The 14,659-nt window shown below is 69.4% G+C and carries 18 protein-coding genes; 13 read left to right on the forward strand and 5 right to left on the reverse strand.

The window, feature by feature from the left end:
- The first annotated feature begins 50 nt into the window (after positions 1 to 50).
- Positions 51 to 1,034, forward strand: a complete 984-nt coding sequence (locus LFM09_RS29120; RefSeq protein ID WP_414099754.1) for an ABC transporter permease — start codon at positions 51 to 53, stop codon at positions 1,032 to 1,034.
- Here the strand turns inward: LFM09_RS29120 and LFM09_RS29125 are convergent.
- From LFM09_RS29125 to LFM09_RS29135, 3 genes are read right to left on the reverse strand one after another with little or no spacing between them, the layout of a single operon-like run.
- A complete protein-coding gene (locus tag LFM09_RS29125; RefSeq protein ID WP_414099755.1) occupies positions 930 to 1,337 on the reverse strand; it encodes a YjbQ family protein in 408 nt (135 codons plus the stop codon). The two genes, LFM09_RS29120 and LFM09_RS29125, sit on opposite strands and share 105 nt — an antisense overlap.
- Positions 1,338 to 1,341: 4 nt before the next feature.
- The gene (locus LFM09_RS29130) at positions 1,342 to 1,878 is read right to left on the reverse strand and encodes a sugar O-acetyltransferase (RefSeq protein ID WP_414099780.1); all 537 of its coding nucleotides are present in this window, start codon (positions 1,876 to 1,878) and stop codon (positions 1,342 to 1,344) included.
- Positions 1,879 to 1,909: 31 nt separating this feature from the next.
- Positions 1,910 to 2,872 carry a GlxA family transcriptional regulator gene (locus LFM09_RS29135; protein ID WP_414099756.1) on the reverse strand — a complete coding sequence of 321 codons (963 nt, stop codon included), beginning with the start codon at positions 2,870 to 2,872 and terminating at the stop codon, positions 1,910 to 1,912.
- Positions 2,873 to 2,989: 117 nt separating this feature from the next.
- Here LFM09_RS29135 and LFM09_RS29140 point away from each other — a divergent pair, with 117 nt between their 5' ends.
- From LFM09_RS29140 to LFM09_RS29165, 6 genes are read left to right on the forward strand one after another with little or no spacing between them, the layout of a single operon-like run.
- A complete protein-coding gene (locus LFM09_RS29140) occupies positions 2,990 to 3,829 on the forward strand; it encodes an NAD(P)-dependent oxidoreductase (protein WP_414099757.1) in 840 nt (279 codons plus the stop codon).
- Positions 3,826 to 4,377, forward strand: a complete 552-nt coding sequence (locus tag LFM09_RS29145) for a hypothetical protein (RefSeq protein WP_414099758.1) — start codon at positions 3,826 to 3,828, stop codon at positions 4,375 to 4,377. Before LFM09_RS29140 ends, LFM09_RS29145 begins: the two co-directional genes overlap by 4 nt.
- 10 nt (positions 4,378 to 4,387) lie before the next feature.
- A complete protein-coding gene (locus LFM09_RS29150) occupies positions 4,388 to 5,287 on the forward strand; it encodes a glycosyltransferase (protein WP_414099759.1) in 900 nt (299 codons plus the stop codon).
- 11 nt (positions 5,288 to 5,298) lie between these two features.
- Positions 5,299 to 5,763, forward strand: coding sequence for a DUF4442 domain-containing protein (locus LFM09_RS29155; RefSeq protein ID WP_414099760.1), 465 nt, complete (start codon positions 5,299 to 5,301; stop codon positions 5,761 to 5,763).
- Complete coding sequence (locus tag LFM09_RS29160; protein WP_414099761.1) at positions 5,756 to 6,709, forward strand: aminotransferase class V-fold PLP-dependent enzyme; 954 nt, start codon at positions 5,756 to 5,758, stop codon at positions 6,707 to 6,709. Before LFM09_RS29155 ends, LFM09_RS29160 begins: the two co-directional genes overlap by 8 nt.
- 25 nt (positions 6,710 to 6,734) lie before the next feature.
- Entirely contained in the window at positions 6,735 to 7,481 is a 747-nt protein-coding gene (locus LFM09_RS29165; protein WP_414099762.1) for a hypothetical protein, read from the forward strand.
- A 4-nt stretch (positions 7,482 to 7,485) separates the two neighbouring features.
- On the opposite strand, the gene LFM09_RS29170 is transcribed toward LFM09_RS29165, so the two are convergent.
- A complete protein-coding gene (locus LFM09_RS29170) occupies positions 7,486 to 7,914 on the reverse strand; it encodes a ferritin-like domain-containing protein (protein ID WP_414099763.1) in 429 nt (142 codons plus the stop codon).
- A complete protein-coding gene (locus LFM09_RS29175; protein ID WP_414099765.1) occupies positions 7,911 to 8,354 on the reverse strand; it encodes a hypothetical protein in 444 nt (147 codons plus the stop codon). Before LFM09_RS29175 ends, LFM09_RS29170 begins: the two co-directional genes overlap by 4 nt.
- 128 nt (positions 8,355 to 8,482) lie before the next feature.
- Here LFM09_RS29175 and rimP point away from each other — a divergent pair, with 128 nt between their 5' ends.
- The 6 genes from rimP (at position 8,483) to rbfA (ending at position 14,500) form a co-directional block, all read left to right on the forward strand.
- Positions 8,483 to 9,007: a ribosome maturation factor RimP gene (gene rimP / locus LFM09_RS29180; protein WP_414099766.1), complete on the forward strand. Its 525-nt coding sequence runs from the start codon at positions 8,483 to 8,485 to the stop codon at positions 9,005 to 9,007.
- Complete coding sequence (gene nusA, locus LFM09_RS29185; protein ID WP_414099767.1) at positions 9,004 to 10,017, forward strand: transcription termination factor NusA; 1,014 nt, start codon at positions 9,004 to 9,006, stop codon at positions 10,015 to 10,017. Before rimP ends, nusA begins: the two co-directional genes overlap by 4 nt.
- 126 nt (positions 10,018 to 10,143) lie before the next feature.
- Positions 10,144 to 10,386: a YlxR family protein gene (locus LFM09_RS29190; RefSeq protein WP_414099781.1), complete on the forward strand. Its 243-nt coding sequence runs from the start codon at positions 10,144 to 10,146 to the stop codon at positions 10,384 to 10,386.
- Between the two features lie 87 nt (positions 10,387 to 10,473).
- Positions 10,474 to 13,671: a translation initiation factor IF-2 gene (infB, locus tag LFM09_RS29195; RefSeq protein WP_414099768.1), complete on the forward strand. Its 3,198-nt coding sequence runs from the start codon at positions 10,474 to 10,476 to the stop codon at positions 13,669 to 13,671.
- Positions 13,672 to 13,740: 69 nt separating this feature from the next.
- Positions 13,741 to 14,037, forward strand: coding sequence for a DUF503 domain-containing protein (locus LFM09_RS29200; RefSeq protein ID WP_414099769.1), 297 nt, complete (start codon positions 13,741 to 13,743; stop codon positions 14,035 to 14,037).
- Positions 14,038 to 14,050: 13 nt separating this feature from the next.
- Positions 14,051 to 14,500 carry a 30S ribosome-binding factor RbfA gene (rbfA, locus tag LFM09_RS29205; protein WP_414099770.1) on the forward strand — a complete coding sequence of 150 codons (450 nt, stop codon included), beginning with the start codon at positions 14,051 to 14,053 and terminating at the stop codon, positions 14,498 to 14,500.
- The last annotated feature ends 159 nt before the right edge of the window (positions 14,501 to 14,659 follow it).

The following is a 14,659-nucleotide window of genomic DNA, read 5'->3' on the forward strand; positions in this document are numbered from 1 at the left end:
TGACTTCGGGTGCGTGTCGGACGTACGGTGCTGTTCATCGAATTCAACGCATGATGAACTTCTGGAGGCCCGTGATGCGCACCGCGCTGGTCACCGCCGTCGCAGGTGCGGTGGTGGCGTTCCTGTTGGGATTGCTGACTTTCGGCGTGCAGGCGACCGTGCACCCGCACGACGTCCCGCTCGCGGTCGTCGCGCCGCCGCCGATCGCCGAACGCGTCGCCGCCGCTGACTCGGCCGAGGTCGACGTCAGAGTCGTGTCCGCCGACGAGGCCAGGACGTTGTTGGCGGACAAGGAGGTCTACGGCGTCCTGGAGATCGCACCGGGTGCCGCGACGATCCGGCTCAACCCGGCGGTCAACCCGTCCGGCACGCAGGTCGCGCAGCAGGTGCTGACCGGCGTCGCGCAGGGTGCCGGGCTGCCGGTGAAGGTCGAGACCCAGGCCGTGTCCGCCGCCGAACGCACCGCGCCCCTTGCCGCCTCCGCGCTGTTGTGGGTCGGTGGGATGGTCGCCGGGCTGCTGTTCGTCGTGTTGAAGGGCCGGCGGTTCCGGTTGCTGTCGTCGCTCACGGCTTCCGTGCTCGTCGTGAGCTCCGTGGTCGGGTTGCTGGCCTGGTGGGGTGTCACGTTCAGTGCGTCCGCACTCGGGTTCCTGCTGGCGGTCGCGGTGTCGTTCGGGCTGCTGCAGGCCGGGCTGTTCAAGCACCTCGGGATCCGGGCGATGGGGGTGCTCGGCCTGCTCTACCTGATGGCGCCGGCCGTCGCGGGGCAGGTGCCGGAGCTGCTCAACCCGGCCTATCGCGCGGTGCTGTGGTCGTGGACGCCGTTCCGCTTCTCCACGGAAGGGCTGCGCAGCCTCATGTACGACGGATCGCTCACGACCGAGTGGTGGGTGTTCGGCGGGATCGCACTCGTCGGGCTCGTGCTGGTGCTAGCCGGCAAGGAAGCTCAGGCGGACCGTCCGGACGGGGTTGTCGACGTTGGTGTCGACCAGGCAGATGGACTGCCACGTCCCGAGCGCCAGCACACCGCCTAGAACAGGAATCGTCGCGTACGGCGGCACCAGCGCGGGCATCACGTGGTCACGGCCGTGGCCGGGGGTTCCGTGGCGGTGCCGCCACTTCACGTCGCGCGGCAGGATCCGTTCCAACGCGGTCAGCAGGTCGTCGTCGCTGCCCGCACCGGTCTCGATGATGGCGACACCGGCGGTCGCGTGCGGCACCCACACGTGCAGCAGGCCGTCGCCGTCGAGGCCGTTGAGAAACTCCTCGCACGAACGCGTGAGGTCGTGCACGACCTCGTCGGCACCGGTGTGGACCTGGATCTCCTCGCTGCGCATGGCTTCAGATCTTACGAACGATCCGTGCGGGGTTGCCGACCGCGAGCACGTGATCAGGCAAATCGCGCGTGACGACACTGCCCGCGCCCACGACGGTGTTGTTGCCGATCGTCACGCCGGGACAGACGATGACGCCGCCGCCGAACCACACCCGGTCGCCGATGACGATCGGCGCGGTGGTCTCCCAGCCCGCGATGCGCGCCTCGTGGTCCTCGACCGGGTGCTGTGCCGTCAGCAGCTGCACGCGCGGGCCCATCATCGTGTTGTCGCCGATGGTGACCGGGCCGCAGTCGAGGATGATGCAGTCGTAGTTCATGAAGCTGTTCGCGCCGATGCGGGTGTTGTAGCCGTACTCGATCTGCAGGCGCTGCATCAGCGTTGTGTTCTCGCCGATCTCCGCGACGAATCCCTTGAGGATGGCGTACTGCCCGTCGAGGTCCTCCGGGTCGTGCGCGTTGAAACGGGCCATCTCACGCCACGCGCGCCGCCGGTCCGCGTCCAGTTCGGGGTCCGCGGGCAGGTAGGGCTCGCCGATGATCATCTTCTCGCGGTTGGTCAGCAAAGCGATCCCTTCAGGCGGTATACGCGCGACGGTAGTCGGTGGGCGGCACGCCGACATGAGCGGTGAAGTGGCGGCGCAGGTTCGCGCCGGTGCCCAGGCCACAGCGCTCGGCGACCTGCTCGACGGACAGCGAGGTCGTCTCCAGCAACGCCTGGGCGTGCGCGACCCGTTGGGCGAGCAGCCACTGCAACGGGGTGCTGCCCGTCGCGTCGTGCAGGCGGCGGAAGAACGTCCGCTGGCTCATCCCGGCACGGCGGGCGAGCTGCGCGACTGTGAGCGGCCGGTCCAGATGCTCGGTCGCCCACTCCAGCACCGGCGCGATGCTGTCGTCGTCGGTCTCCGGCACGTGCCGTGTGACGAACTGGGCCTGCCCGCCCGTGCGGTGGGCGGGCACGCACAGCTTGCGGGCCAGCTGGTTCGCGATGTGCGCGCCGAGGTCCTGGCGCACCAGATGCAGGCACAGGTCGAGCCCGGCGGCGGCACCCGCGCTGGTCAGCACGTTGCCGTCGTCGATGTAGAGCACCGAGTCGTCGACATCGACCTCCGGAAAGCGGCGGGCCAGGCGGTCGGTGTAGGACCAGTGCGCGGTGGCGCGGCGGCCGTTGAGCAGCCCGGCCTCGGCGAGCACGAACGCGCCGTTGCACAACGCGGCGATGCGCACGCCGTTCTCCGCGGCGTCCTGGAGTTCCTTGACCAGCAACAGATCCAGCGGCTCGGTGCCGTCGAGCACGGCCTGTGGAACGGACGGGACGATGATCGTGTCCGCGCCGTGCAGGCCTTCCAGCCCGTGCTCCGGGCTGAGCACCCAACCACTCTGTGCCCGTGGCTTTGCCGGGTTCAGGCCGCACAGCCGCATCTCGTACCAGGGGTCGAAGTGGGCGATGCCGAACACCACGCACGCCAGCCCGGCTTCGTACACGTCCCAGAGCGCTGGTGCGTCGTCGTCCGTCACCAAGATCGCCACCGTGCTCATGGTGATCAGGTTAGCTGGCAGCAATCGTTCGACAGTCGGCATTTCTGCCACTGTCGGTTCACGCCAGCGGTTGCGAGGGTTGTGTTCATCGATCAACAACCCTTGGGAGACAACACAATGCAGTCCGACGTAGCTGTGCTCGGCCTCGGTCAGATGGGCTCGGCACTCGCCTCGGCGTTCCTGCGCGCCGGATACCGCGTGACCGTCTGGAACCGCACCGCGGCCAAGGCCACGCCGCTGGTCGCCGAGGGCGCAACGGCGGCAGCCACGGCAGCGGAAGCCCAGCGCTCCGCACCCGTGGTGGTGGCCTGCGTGCTCGACTACCCGGCGCTGACCGAGATCCTGGACATGCCTGACGGCATCCTGGTCAACCTCACCTCCGGCTCACCGGAACAGGCCCGCGAGATGGCCACCCGCGGCGTCCGCTACCTCGACGGCGGCATCATGACGACACCGCCCGGTGTCGGCGACGAACGCTCGATGATCCTCTACAGCGGCGACCAGAAAGCCTTCGCCGAAACGGAAAAGCTGCTCTCCGCACTGGCCGAGCCGATCAACCTCGGCGCGGACCCCGGCCTGGCCGCGCTGTACGACACCGCACTGCTGGGCATCATGTGGGCGACGCTCACCGGCTGGCTGCACGCCAGCGCACTCGTCACCGCCGACGGCGCCACCGCAGCGCACTTCACGCCGCTGGCCACCCGCTGGCTGGGCCCGATCGCCGGGTTCATCAGCACCTACGCCTCGCAGGTCGACGCCGGCAGCTACCCCGGTTCGGACGCCACCATCGACGTCCACCTGGCCACGTTGAACCACCTCGTGCACGCCAGCGACGTGCGCAAGATCGACTCGACGCTGCCGCGGCTGCTGCACGACTACGCGCGCCGGGCGGTCGAAGCCGGCCACGGTGCGGACGGCTGGGCGCGGATCGTCGAACTGCTGCGAGCGAAGGCGTGAACTGGTCGAAGTTGCTCGACTCAACGGCCCGCGACTGCGTGCAGGTGCTCGGCGAACTGCCGGACTTCTCCCGACGTGCCCACGGCCTGGAGTGGTCGTGCCGCGAGACTCTCGACCACGTCGTCGAGGGTCTGCTCGGCTACACCGCCCTGGTGGCCACCCGCGCTCAACACCGCTGGACCAGCTTGCTCGGCTCGTTGCGGCCGGGCCTGCCGATCGAACACTGCCTGGAAGGTGTCACGACCGCCGCCACGTTGCTGTCCCACGTGACCGCCGCTGATCCGGGCGCACGGGCGTGGCACCCGTGGGGCACCTCGGACGCGTCCGGGTTCGCGGCGATGGGCATCACCGAGCTGATGATGCACACCCACGACATCACCCGGGCGCACGGCGTGGACTGGCGGCCGGAGCGGTGCGCTCCCGTCGTCGAGCGGCTGTTCCCTGACGCCCCAACGCATTCCGACCCGTTCGAGCTGCTGCTGTGGTGCACCGGGCGGGGCGAACTGCCGGACGTGCCGCGGCGCGTCCAGTGGCAGTGGCACGCGTAGATTCGCCGCCATGCGCGTGCTCTTCGCCGGTATGGCCACGGTCGGCCACACCTACCCGTTGATCCCGCTGGCGCTCGCACTGCGCGACGCCGGGCACGAGGTGCACTTCGCGGTCGGCGACGAGATGCACCCCGAGCTGAACCGGTTGGGGCTGCGGCCGTTCCGTCCTGGGCTGGTGTTCGGCGAGATCTTCGCCGAGGACATCGCGCCGGAACTCGAACGCGTCCTGCCCGACCTGGTGATCAGCGGGTGGGCCGTGCCGGAGGTGTTCAGGGAGGCGCGCCGGCGGGCGTTCCCGGTGCTGTGGCACGGGTTCGGGCGGATGTTCCCGGACGGCATCGGGCTGGCCCGGCCGGTCGGCCGGCACCTCGACATCTGCCCGCCGTCGTTGCAGGACAAGGACTTCCTGGATGAACGAATCCTGCTGCGGCCCGTGCCGCACTCGGCGCCCGGTGAGGTTCCGGAGCGCACCCACGAAAAGCTGATCTACCTCACGTTCGGAACCGTGTTCGGCTCCGAGGACCTGCTCACGAAAGCCGCGGCCGGGCTCGTGCGGCTCGACGCTCAGGTCGTCGTCGCCACACCGCAGAAGTGGCTCCCACAGGCCGAAGTGATCAAACAGGCGGACGTCGTCGTCCATCACGGTGGCAGCGGCACGATGCTGACCGCGCTGGCCAACGGCGTCCCGCAGGTCGTGCTGCCGCAGGGCGCGGACCAGTTCGGCAACGCGACGGCGCTCGTCGCGAAAGGCGCCGGAGTGCGAGCGGTGAGTGCCGAGGCGATCGCGGAGAGCGCACGACTGTTGCTCGTGGACGGTTCGTACCGAGAAGCCGCAGGTCAGGTGGCAGAAGAGATACGTCACATGCCTTCACCGAAGGAAGTTGCGGACAGCCTGCAGGACGTTGTGTAACACTGTTTTTTATGAAGGCAAGCCGCCTGCGCTTCGGGATGAACCTGTGGCCGCCGTTCCTGTTCGCCGGGATCAGAGTGCAAGAGATCTCGCCGGACTACCGGTACGCGCGCGTCAAGATGCGTCTGCGCCCGTGGAACCGCAACGTCTTCGGCACCCACTTCGGAGGTTCGCTGTTCGCGATGACCGACCCGTTCTGGGTGCTCCTGCTGTTCAACCAGCTCAAGGGCGAGCACGTGGTGTGGGACCAGGCCGGTGAGATCGAGTTCGTGGCGCCCGGCCGCGGCACCGTCTTCGCCGAGTTCCGGCTCACCGACGAGCACGTCGAGCAGGTGCTGTCGGAGACCAGCGATGGTGAGAAGGCGTTGATCTGGTTCACCACCGACGTCGTCGGGCAGGATGGGACCGTGATCGCGAAGGTGAAGAAGCAGGTGTACGCGCGGCGCAAGCGCGACAAGCAGCTCGCCCATGCGTGAGGCGTTCGGGGCGGTCTTCGATGTCGAGCCGGGGTACCTGAACACGGCGTCCATCGGGGTGCCGCCACGACACGTCGCCGACGCGGTCGCGGCCGCTGTCGGACGGTGGGAGCGCGGCCGGGACACCTCCTCGACGTTCAACGAGGCGGTCGAGACGTCCCGGGAGGCGTGGGGGCGGCTGATCGGGGTGCCCGCGACGTCGGTGGCGTGCGGCGCCACGGTCTCGCAGTTCGTGTCGCTGGTGGCGCAGGCGTTGCCGGCCGGCTCGAAGGTCCACCTCCAGCCGGGCGAGTTCACCAGCGTCACGCTGCCGTTCGTCGCCGCCGGCCACGAGATCGTGTCCACACTGGACGAAGCCGATCTCGTCGCGGTGAGCGTCGTGCAGTCGGCGGACGGCGCGATCGCGGATCTCGAAGCGCTGAAGGCGTCCGGCAAACCGGTGCTGCTGGACGTCTCGCAGGCGGCCGGGTGGATGCCGTTGTCGTTGGCGTGGGCCGATTTCGTCGTCGGAGTCGGCTACAAGTGGCTGATGGCACCGAAAGGCGCGGCCTGGATGGCGGTCCGGCCCGACCGGATGGAGTTCCTCCGCGCGCCGGCACCGAACTGGTACAGCACCGAGGAGAACTACGGGACCAAGCTCCTGCTCCGTTCGGACGCACGGCGGTTCGACCTCTCGCCGACGTGGTTCGCGCACGTCGGTGCGGCGGTGTCGGTGCCGTGGGTGGCGAGTTTGGACCTCGACGCCGTGCGCGCGCACAACGTGAACCTGACGGATCACCTGCTGACCGGCCTCGGACTCGCGCCCACTGGTTCGGCGATCGTCTCAGTAGACGTACCGCACATTTCGGGCGTCGTGTCATCGGTTCGCGCAGGTCGGACGCGGTTCGCCTGTCACCTCTACAACACGATCGAGGACGTTGATCGGGTGCTCAAAGCGCTTGGCTGACCGCCGTCCGTTACCGTGGGTCCTTGTGTCGGAACCACGCCAGTCACCTGAAGAGGTGACCCAGAACCTGCCTCGCTTCCCACCGAGGCCGTCCGGCACCGCACCGCTCTACCCGGCCGACGAGCTGATGAAGCTCCAGTCGATCATGGACAACCGCCAGGCGCCGCCGCCTCCTCCGCCCCCGCGGAAGACGACGTGGCTGGGCAAAGCGCTGGCGCTCGTCGCCGTCGCGGTGGTGTCGGGGTTCGTGTGGTGGGTGTTGCAGCCGACGGATCCGGTGGACAAGCCGGTGTCGCAGCCGGAGAAGACGGCGGGCGAGTTCGAGTTCACCTCCGCGGACCAGCTGCCGGAACCGGTGAAGGACAGCGACTGCGCGGCCCACGCGACGGGCCAGACGCAGGCCTTCCTCAAGACGACCCCGTGCCTGCAGCTGACGCGGGCGTTCTACACGGCCAAGATGCCCGACGGCCGGACCGTGTACTCGTCGGTGTCCGTGGTGAAGATGCGGACCGCGGACGAGGCCAGGCAGTTGCGTGAGCTCACGCAGAAGGACGGCACCGGCAACATCAAGGACCTGGTGCTGGACAAGGTCATCAGCGTGCCGCCGCTGACCACGCTGGCCAACGGCGGGTACGCCTCCGAGCAACGCGACCAGGAGGTCGTGATCGTCGAGTCGGACTCGCCGGTCAAGGGCGCCGACGCGTTGTCCCACAACAAGGAGATGAAGAAGGTCTCCGCGGACGCGATCCGCCTGGCCTCCTCCTTCGCCTGAGCCTTCAGCCGGACGCCACACCCGGCATCGTGATCGATGCCGGGTTCGTGCCGGCGGCCTTGCGCCAGCGCGTCGCCCGCACCGCCGCCGTCGTCAACGCCTCCAGCGCCGACGTCCGCAGCCCGCTGTCGTCCGTGCGCTCCAGAACACCTCGCCACGCGGCACAGGTGTCCTGCTCGACGGCCACCAAAGCGGCCAGTGCCGAAGGTCCGTCCGACACGGGTGCCGGCGGCAGGTAGGCGGCCGCGGGCGGGTTCGGCGTCGCGCCGTGGTCCTTCAGCCAGCGCTCGGTCGTGTCCCTGCGCGCCCGGTGCGCGTTCGAACCCTCCGCGACGGCCGCGGCCTGGTTGCCCAGGAACGCCGACACCAGTCCGTACGTCCACAACGCCGCGTGCTCGGTGCCGAGCGCGGTCTGCACCGCGTCCACGTTCACGAGAGCACCTCCCGCAGCGACGCGCAGCCTGCGGCCACCGAACCGACGAGCCCCGCCCGGTACGACGGCAGCGAGGCGACGATCATCGAAGCGTCGCGCACCGCGTCGTCGAGCGACGTCCGCAACGCCGCCAACGGGTCTGGAGGCGTCGGCGGGGCGGTCGGCGCGGGCGGGGCGGTGGAGGACAGCGGGGGCCGTTCGCGGTCGACCTCGGCCTGCAGCAGGCGGGCATGGGTCTCGCGGGCCGTCGCGATCTCCTCGGCCGCGGGCACCTGCGAGAGCGTCTTGGCCAGCGCGGCGTCCGCACGGGCCTGGGCCGCCAGCGCGGACAACGGGTCCGGCGGCGGTGGTGTCGGAGGCTCTGTGGTGCACGCAACGGCGAGCGGTGCGGCGGCCACCGCGAACAGCACGCGGCGGCGGCTGACCGATTCGGAGATCACGTGAACCCATATTGCCAGCAGCCGTGCGGCGCGGTGGGAGGCGGGCAAAGGAGATAGTCTTGTCGTCCACGGCCGCCGAAACACCGTCGGCCGGGGTTTCCATGCGTTCGAACTGAAGGAGACACCACGTGTCCAGCCCGCCGCGCGGAGAGCTTGCCGCGCAGCTAGCACCCGTTGTGCGGGAAGCTCTCGAAGCCATCGGCTTCGACCTCGACGCGCTCGACGTGAATCAGGCTGGGCGCCGCCGGCTGGTCAAGGTCGTGGTGGACGGCGAGGACGGCATCGGGCTCGACGAGGTCGCCGAGGCGAGCCGCGTGGTCTCCGCCGCGCTGGACGCGCACGAGCACCTGATCAACGGGCCGTACACCCTCGAGGTCACCTCGCCGGGTGTCGACCGGCCCCTCACGCACCCGCGCCACTGGAAGCGCGCACACCTCCGTCTCGTGAAGGTCAAGCAGGCCGAGCAGGCCGAGTGGTTCGGCCGGGTCGGCGAGTGCGACGAGACCGGGGTCGAGCTGCTGCACAAGGGCGAGCTGAAGCGCGTGGAGTACCGCCACATCGAACGCGCGGTCATGGAGATCGAGTTCAAGCAGCCGCCGGTCGAGGAACTGGCTCGGCTCACTCGGAAAGCACCGAAGGAGGAGCCGAGGTGAACGTCGACATCGCCGCCCTGAGGGCGATCGAACGTGAAAAGGACATCCCCTTCGAGACGGTCCTGGAGGCGATCGAGTCAGCACTGCTGACCGCCTACAAGCACACCGAAGGGCACCACGCGCACTCGCGCGTGGAGATCGACCGCAAGACCGGCGTCGTGCGCGTGCTCGCGCAGGACCTGGGTCCGGACGGCGCGGTCCAGGAGGAGTGGGACGACACTCCTGAAGGCTTCGGCCGCATCGCGGCCACCACGGCGCGGCAGGTCATCCTGCAGCGCCTGCGCGACGCCGAGCACGAGCGCACCTTCGGCGAGTTCGCCGCCAAGGAGGGCGAGATCATCGCCGGTGTCGTGCAGCGCGACGCCCGCGCGAACGCCCGCGGCATGGTCGTCGTCCAGGTGGGTGACACCGAGGGCGTGCTGCCGCCGGCCGAGCAGGTGCCGGGCGAGCAGTACAACCACGGCGAGCGCATCAAGTGCTACGTCGTGAGCGTGTCCCGCGGTGCGCGCGGACCGCAGATCGCTCTCTCGCGCACGCACCCGAACCTCGTGCGGCGGCTGTTCGCCCTCGAGGTCCCGGAGATCGCGGACGGCACCGTGGAGATCCCCGCGGTGGCACGTGAGGCAGGTCACCGTTCCAAGATCGCGGTGAAATCAACGGTTGCCGGAGTGAACGCCAAGGGCGCCTGCATCGGCCCGATGGGTGCCCGTGTGCGCAACGTGATGCACGAGCTCGGCGGCGAGAAGATCGACATCATCGACTTCTCCGACGACCCGGCCACTTTCGTCGGGAATGCATTGTCACCAGCGAAGGTTGTGTCCGTACGGGTGCTCGACGAGCGTGCCAAGACGGCGCGCGTCGTGGTGCCGGACTTCCAGCTGTCGCTGGCGATCGGCAAGGAGGGCCAGAACGCCCGCCTGGCCGCCCGCCTGACCGGCTGGCGCATCGACATCCGCAGCGACGCGGAGACTCCGGCCGCCGGTGCGGTCACATCCAGTTCGGCCGAATGAGTTCCAGGGGATAGACTTATCAACGGTTCAACGTCGGGTTCGGTGACCCAAGCCATCGGCCCTGTTCGTACGTGCATCGGATGCCGCACCCGGACGTTGCCCTCTGAGCTGCTGCGTGTGGTCGCGGTGGACGGTTCGGTGGTTCCGGACGTCCGCAGGCGACTTCCTGGTCGGGGTGCTTGGTTGCATTTCGATCTCGAATGTCTGCGCAACGCCGAGCGGCGACGGGCGTTCTCGCGGGCCCTCCGGGTCCAGGGATCACTCGACGTCGCTCTGTTGCGCGAGCACCTGGAGCAGCAGCACAGGAACACGACTTCGGGACAGCCCCGCGGTCAGCAAGAAACAAGGAAGCAGGTCGACCCGTCATGAGTCAGCCGTGAAGCTGAAGACATGAACGCGCGACGTTAAGACGAGGTCGATGGGACTTGCCCGCCGGCCTCACAACAGAGGAGAGCAGTGGCAGGCAAGGCCCGCGTGCACGAGCTCGCGAAAGAGCTCGGAGTCACGAGCAAGGAAGTTCTCAACAAGCTCGCCGAGCAAGGCGAGTACGTGAAGTCCGCGTCTTCGACCGTCGAGGCCCCCGTGGCCCGGCGGCTTCGTGACGCCTACGAAGCCAAGTCCTCGAAGCCGTCGGCGCCCAAGCCGGCCGCTCCGAAGCCCAAGGCACCCGCCCCCGCAGCCGCCGCGCCCGCCGCTTCGGCGCCCGCCCCGGCCGCGACCGACAGCAAGCCCGCCGCGCCGAAGGCCATGCCCGGCCCGAAGCCCGCGGCGCCGCGCCCGCCGGCGCCCAAGCCCGCTCCGGCAGCTCCTGCCGCGCAGGCTCCGGCTCCTGCCGCGCCCGCACCTGAACAGCCCCAGGCTCCGGCCGCCGCCGCACCGGCACCCGCCGCGTCGGCTCCGGCCGCTCCGAAGGCTGCCCCGGCTCCCGGCTCCAAGCCGGGTGGCGGTCCGCGTCCGGGCCCGCGCCCGGCTCCGCAGCAGCAGTCCCAGCCCCAGCAGCCGCAGGCTCCGGCCGCGTCCGCTGGTGCGCAGGGTGGAACGCAGTCCCCGTCCGTGGTGCCGCCGCGCACGCAGGCTCCCAAGCCTGCTGGTCCGCGTGCCCCGCGTCCGGGCAACAACCCCTTCGGCGTCGGTGGCGGCAACGCTCCCGGCCCGCGTCCTGGGCCTCGTCCCGGCCCGCGCCAGGAGCAGGGCGAGCGCCCCTCCGGCCCGAAGCCCGGCGACCCGCGTCCGGCGAGCCCCCGTCCCGGTGGCGCGCCCGGTCAGGGTGGTCAGCGCCCGGCTGCCGCTCAGGGTGGTGGCCGTCCCGGCCCCGGCCAGGGTGGCCCGCGTCCCGCGCCCGGTCAGGGCGGTCCTCGCCCCAGCCCGGGCAACATGCCCCCGCGCCCGAACCCCGGCATGATGCCGGGTCGTCCGGCCGGTAACCGTCCTGGCCCTGGTGGCGGCGGTGGCCGTCCCGGTGGCGGTGGCGGCGGTGGCGGTCGTCCCGGTGGGGGCGGCGGCGGTGGCGGCTTCCGCGGCGGTGGCGGCGGTGGCGGCGGCGGTGGCGGCTTCCGCGGTGGCGGAGGCGGCGGCGGTGGCGGCGGCTTCCGTCCCGGTGGCGGCGGTGGCGGTGGCGGTGGCTTCCGTCCCGGCGGTGGCGGCGGTGCCGGTGGCGGCGCCCCGGCCGGCGGTGGCGGCGGCGGTTTCCGCGGTCGTCCCGGTGGCGGCGGTGGCGCTGGTCGCGGTGGTACCGCTGGTGCCTTCGGTCGTCCGGGTGGTCCGGCGCGTCGTGGACGCAAGTCCAAGCGGCAGAAGCGCCAGGAGTACATGGACAACATGCAGGCGCCTTCGGTCGGTGGCGTCCGCCTGCCCAAGGGGCAGGGCGAGACGATCCGCCTGCCGCGCGGTGCCTCGCTGACCGACTTCGCCGACAAGATCAACGCCAACCCGGCGTCGCTCGTGCAGGTGCTGTTCCACCTGGGCGAGATGGTCACGGCGACCCAGTCGGTGTCCGACGAGATCCTGGAGCTGCTCGGCTCCGAGATGAACTACGTCGTGCAGGTCGTGTCCCCCGAGGAGGAGGACCGCGAGCTGCTCGAGACGTTCGACATCACCTACGGCGAGGACGCCGGCGATGAGGGTGACCTGCAGGTTCGCCCGCCGGTCGTCACCGTCATGGGTCACGTCGACCACGGTAAGACGCGACTCCTCGACACCATCCGCAAGGCGAAGGTGCACGAGGGCGAGGCCGGCGGCATCACGCAGCACATCGGTGCGTACCAGGTGCAGACCGAGCTCGAGGGCAACCCGCGTCTCATCACCTTCATCGACACCCCGGGTCACGAGGCGTTCACCGCCATGCGTGCCCGTGGTGCGAACGCGACCGACATCGCGGTCATCGTCGTCGCCGCTGACGACGGCGTGATGCCGCAGACGGTCGAGGCGATCAACCACGCCCAGGCCGCCGAGGCGCCGATCGTGGTCGCGGTCAACAAGATCGACAAGGAAGGCGCCAACCCGGCCAAGATCCGTCAGCAGCTGACGGAGTACGGCCTGGTCGCCGAGGAGTACGGCGGCGACACGATGTTCGTCGACATCTCCGCGAAGCAGGGCATCAACATCGACAGCCTCCTCGAGGCCATCCTGTTGACGGCCGACGCGTCGCTGGACCTCCGGGCCAACCCGGCCATGGAGGCCCAGGGTGTCGCGATCGAGGCGCACCTCGACCGCGGTCGCGGTCCGGTCGCCACGGTGCTGGTCCAGCGAGGCACGCTCCGCGTCGGCGACTCGATCGTCGCGGGCGACGCCTACGGCCGCGTCCGCCGCATGGTGGACGAGCACGGCGAGGACGTGCACGACGCGACCCCGTCGCGTCCGGTGCAGGTCATCGGTCTGACCTCGGTGCCGCGTGCAGGTGACTCGTTCCTCGTCGTCGACGAGGACCGCGTGGCCCGCCAGATCGCCGAGCGTCGTCAGGCCCGCACCCGCAACGCCGCCAACGCGGCGAAGCGCAAGCGCGTCAGCCTGGAAGACCTGGACGCCGCGCTCAAGGAAACCAGCCAGCTCACCTTGATCATCAAGGGTGACAACTCGGGTACCGTCGAGGCCCTCGAGGACGCGCTCATGAAGATCGAGGTCGGCGACGACGTCGAACTGCGCGTGGTCCACCGCGGTGTCGGTGGCATCACCGAAGGCGACATCAACCTCGCCGTGGCCAGCTCCGCCATCGTCCTGGGCTTCAACGTCCGGGCCGAGGGCAAGGCGACCGAGCTCGCGAACCGCGAGGGCATCGACGTCCGCTACTACACGGTCATCTACCAGGCGATCGACGAGATCGAGGCGGCCCTCAAGGGTCTCCTCAAGCCGGAGTACGAAGAGGTCCAGCTCGGCCGCGCCGAGATCCGCGACGTCTTCAAGTCCTCCAAGGTCGGCACGATCGCGGGTTGCATGGTCCTGTCGGGCGAGATCCGCCGCAACGCCAGGGCGCGCCTGCTCCGTGACGGCAAGGTGATCGCGGAGAACCTCCCGATCAGCTCGCTCAAGCGGTTCAAGGACGACGCCACCGAGGTCCGCGAAGGTTTCGAGTGTGGTCTCACGCTCGGCAACTACAGCGACCTCAAGCTGGAAGACATCATCGAGACCTACGAGATGCGCGAGAAGCCGCGCGCCTAGTGGCTTGATGGGGGTGCGGAGCCATTTAATCGATGGCTCCGCACCCTTTTTCTCTGGAGGATCTTGCGCATGTACGTGGGGGCTCTGGAACTGGACGTGCTTTTGGGCGACGTCCACTCGTTGAAGGAGAAGCGCTCGGTGGTCCGGCCCGTGGTGGCCGAACTGCGCCGGCGTTTCGAAGTTGCCGCATCCGAAGCCGGTCATCAGGATCTGCATCGGCGCGCGCTGATCGGCGTCGCCGCGGTGGCTGCTGACGCTTCGCATGTCAGGGAAGTCCTGGCCGGCTGTGAAAGGCTGGTGGCCGGACGACCCGAACTGGAACTGCTCTCCGCCCGCACGCGTTTCGTCGGGCCGGAGGACGACTAGGAAGGGGAGGCTCGTGGCCGACACGGCACGTGCCCGCAAGCTCGCCAAGCGGATCTCGCAGATCGTGGCTTCGGCTTTGGAGCACGAGGTCAAAGATCCTCGGTTGGCTCGGGTCACCATCACGGACACCAAGGTGACCGGCGATCTGCACGATGCGACCGTTTACTACACGGTGCTCGGGGAGCGGTTGGATTCCGACCCCGACTACGCCGGGGCTGCTGCGGCTTTGGAGAAGGCCAAGGGTGTGCTGCGGTCCATGGTCGGGGCGCAGACCGGGGTTCGGTTCACGCCTACGTTGACGTTCATGACTGACACCGTGCCGGATACGGCTCGGAAGATGGATGAGCTGTTGGCGCAGGCTCAGGCTGCTGATGCTGAGGTGGCTCGGTTGGCGGCTGGGGCTTCTCCTGCTGGGGAGGCGGATCCTTACAAGGCTCCTCGTGAGGATGAAGACGAAGACTGATTCGCGCCGGTTGCCGTTGTCGTCCCCCTGTTGCGTTGGCGGGCGCCGGTTTGTTGTCCGTAGGTGGCGCGTTGCGGGCGGATGGTCCTGTTGCTTTCTGGGGCTCCGGCCCCAGACCCAATGCCGCGTAGCTTAAGTTGATCTTGGTGTTGTGCTGGT

It is taken from the genome of Lentzea alba, from assembly GCF_047445655.1.
Classification (GTDB): domain Bacteria; phylum Actinomycetota; class Actinomycetes; order Mycobacteriales; family Pseudonocardiaceae; genus Lentzea; species Lentzea alba_A.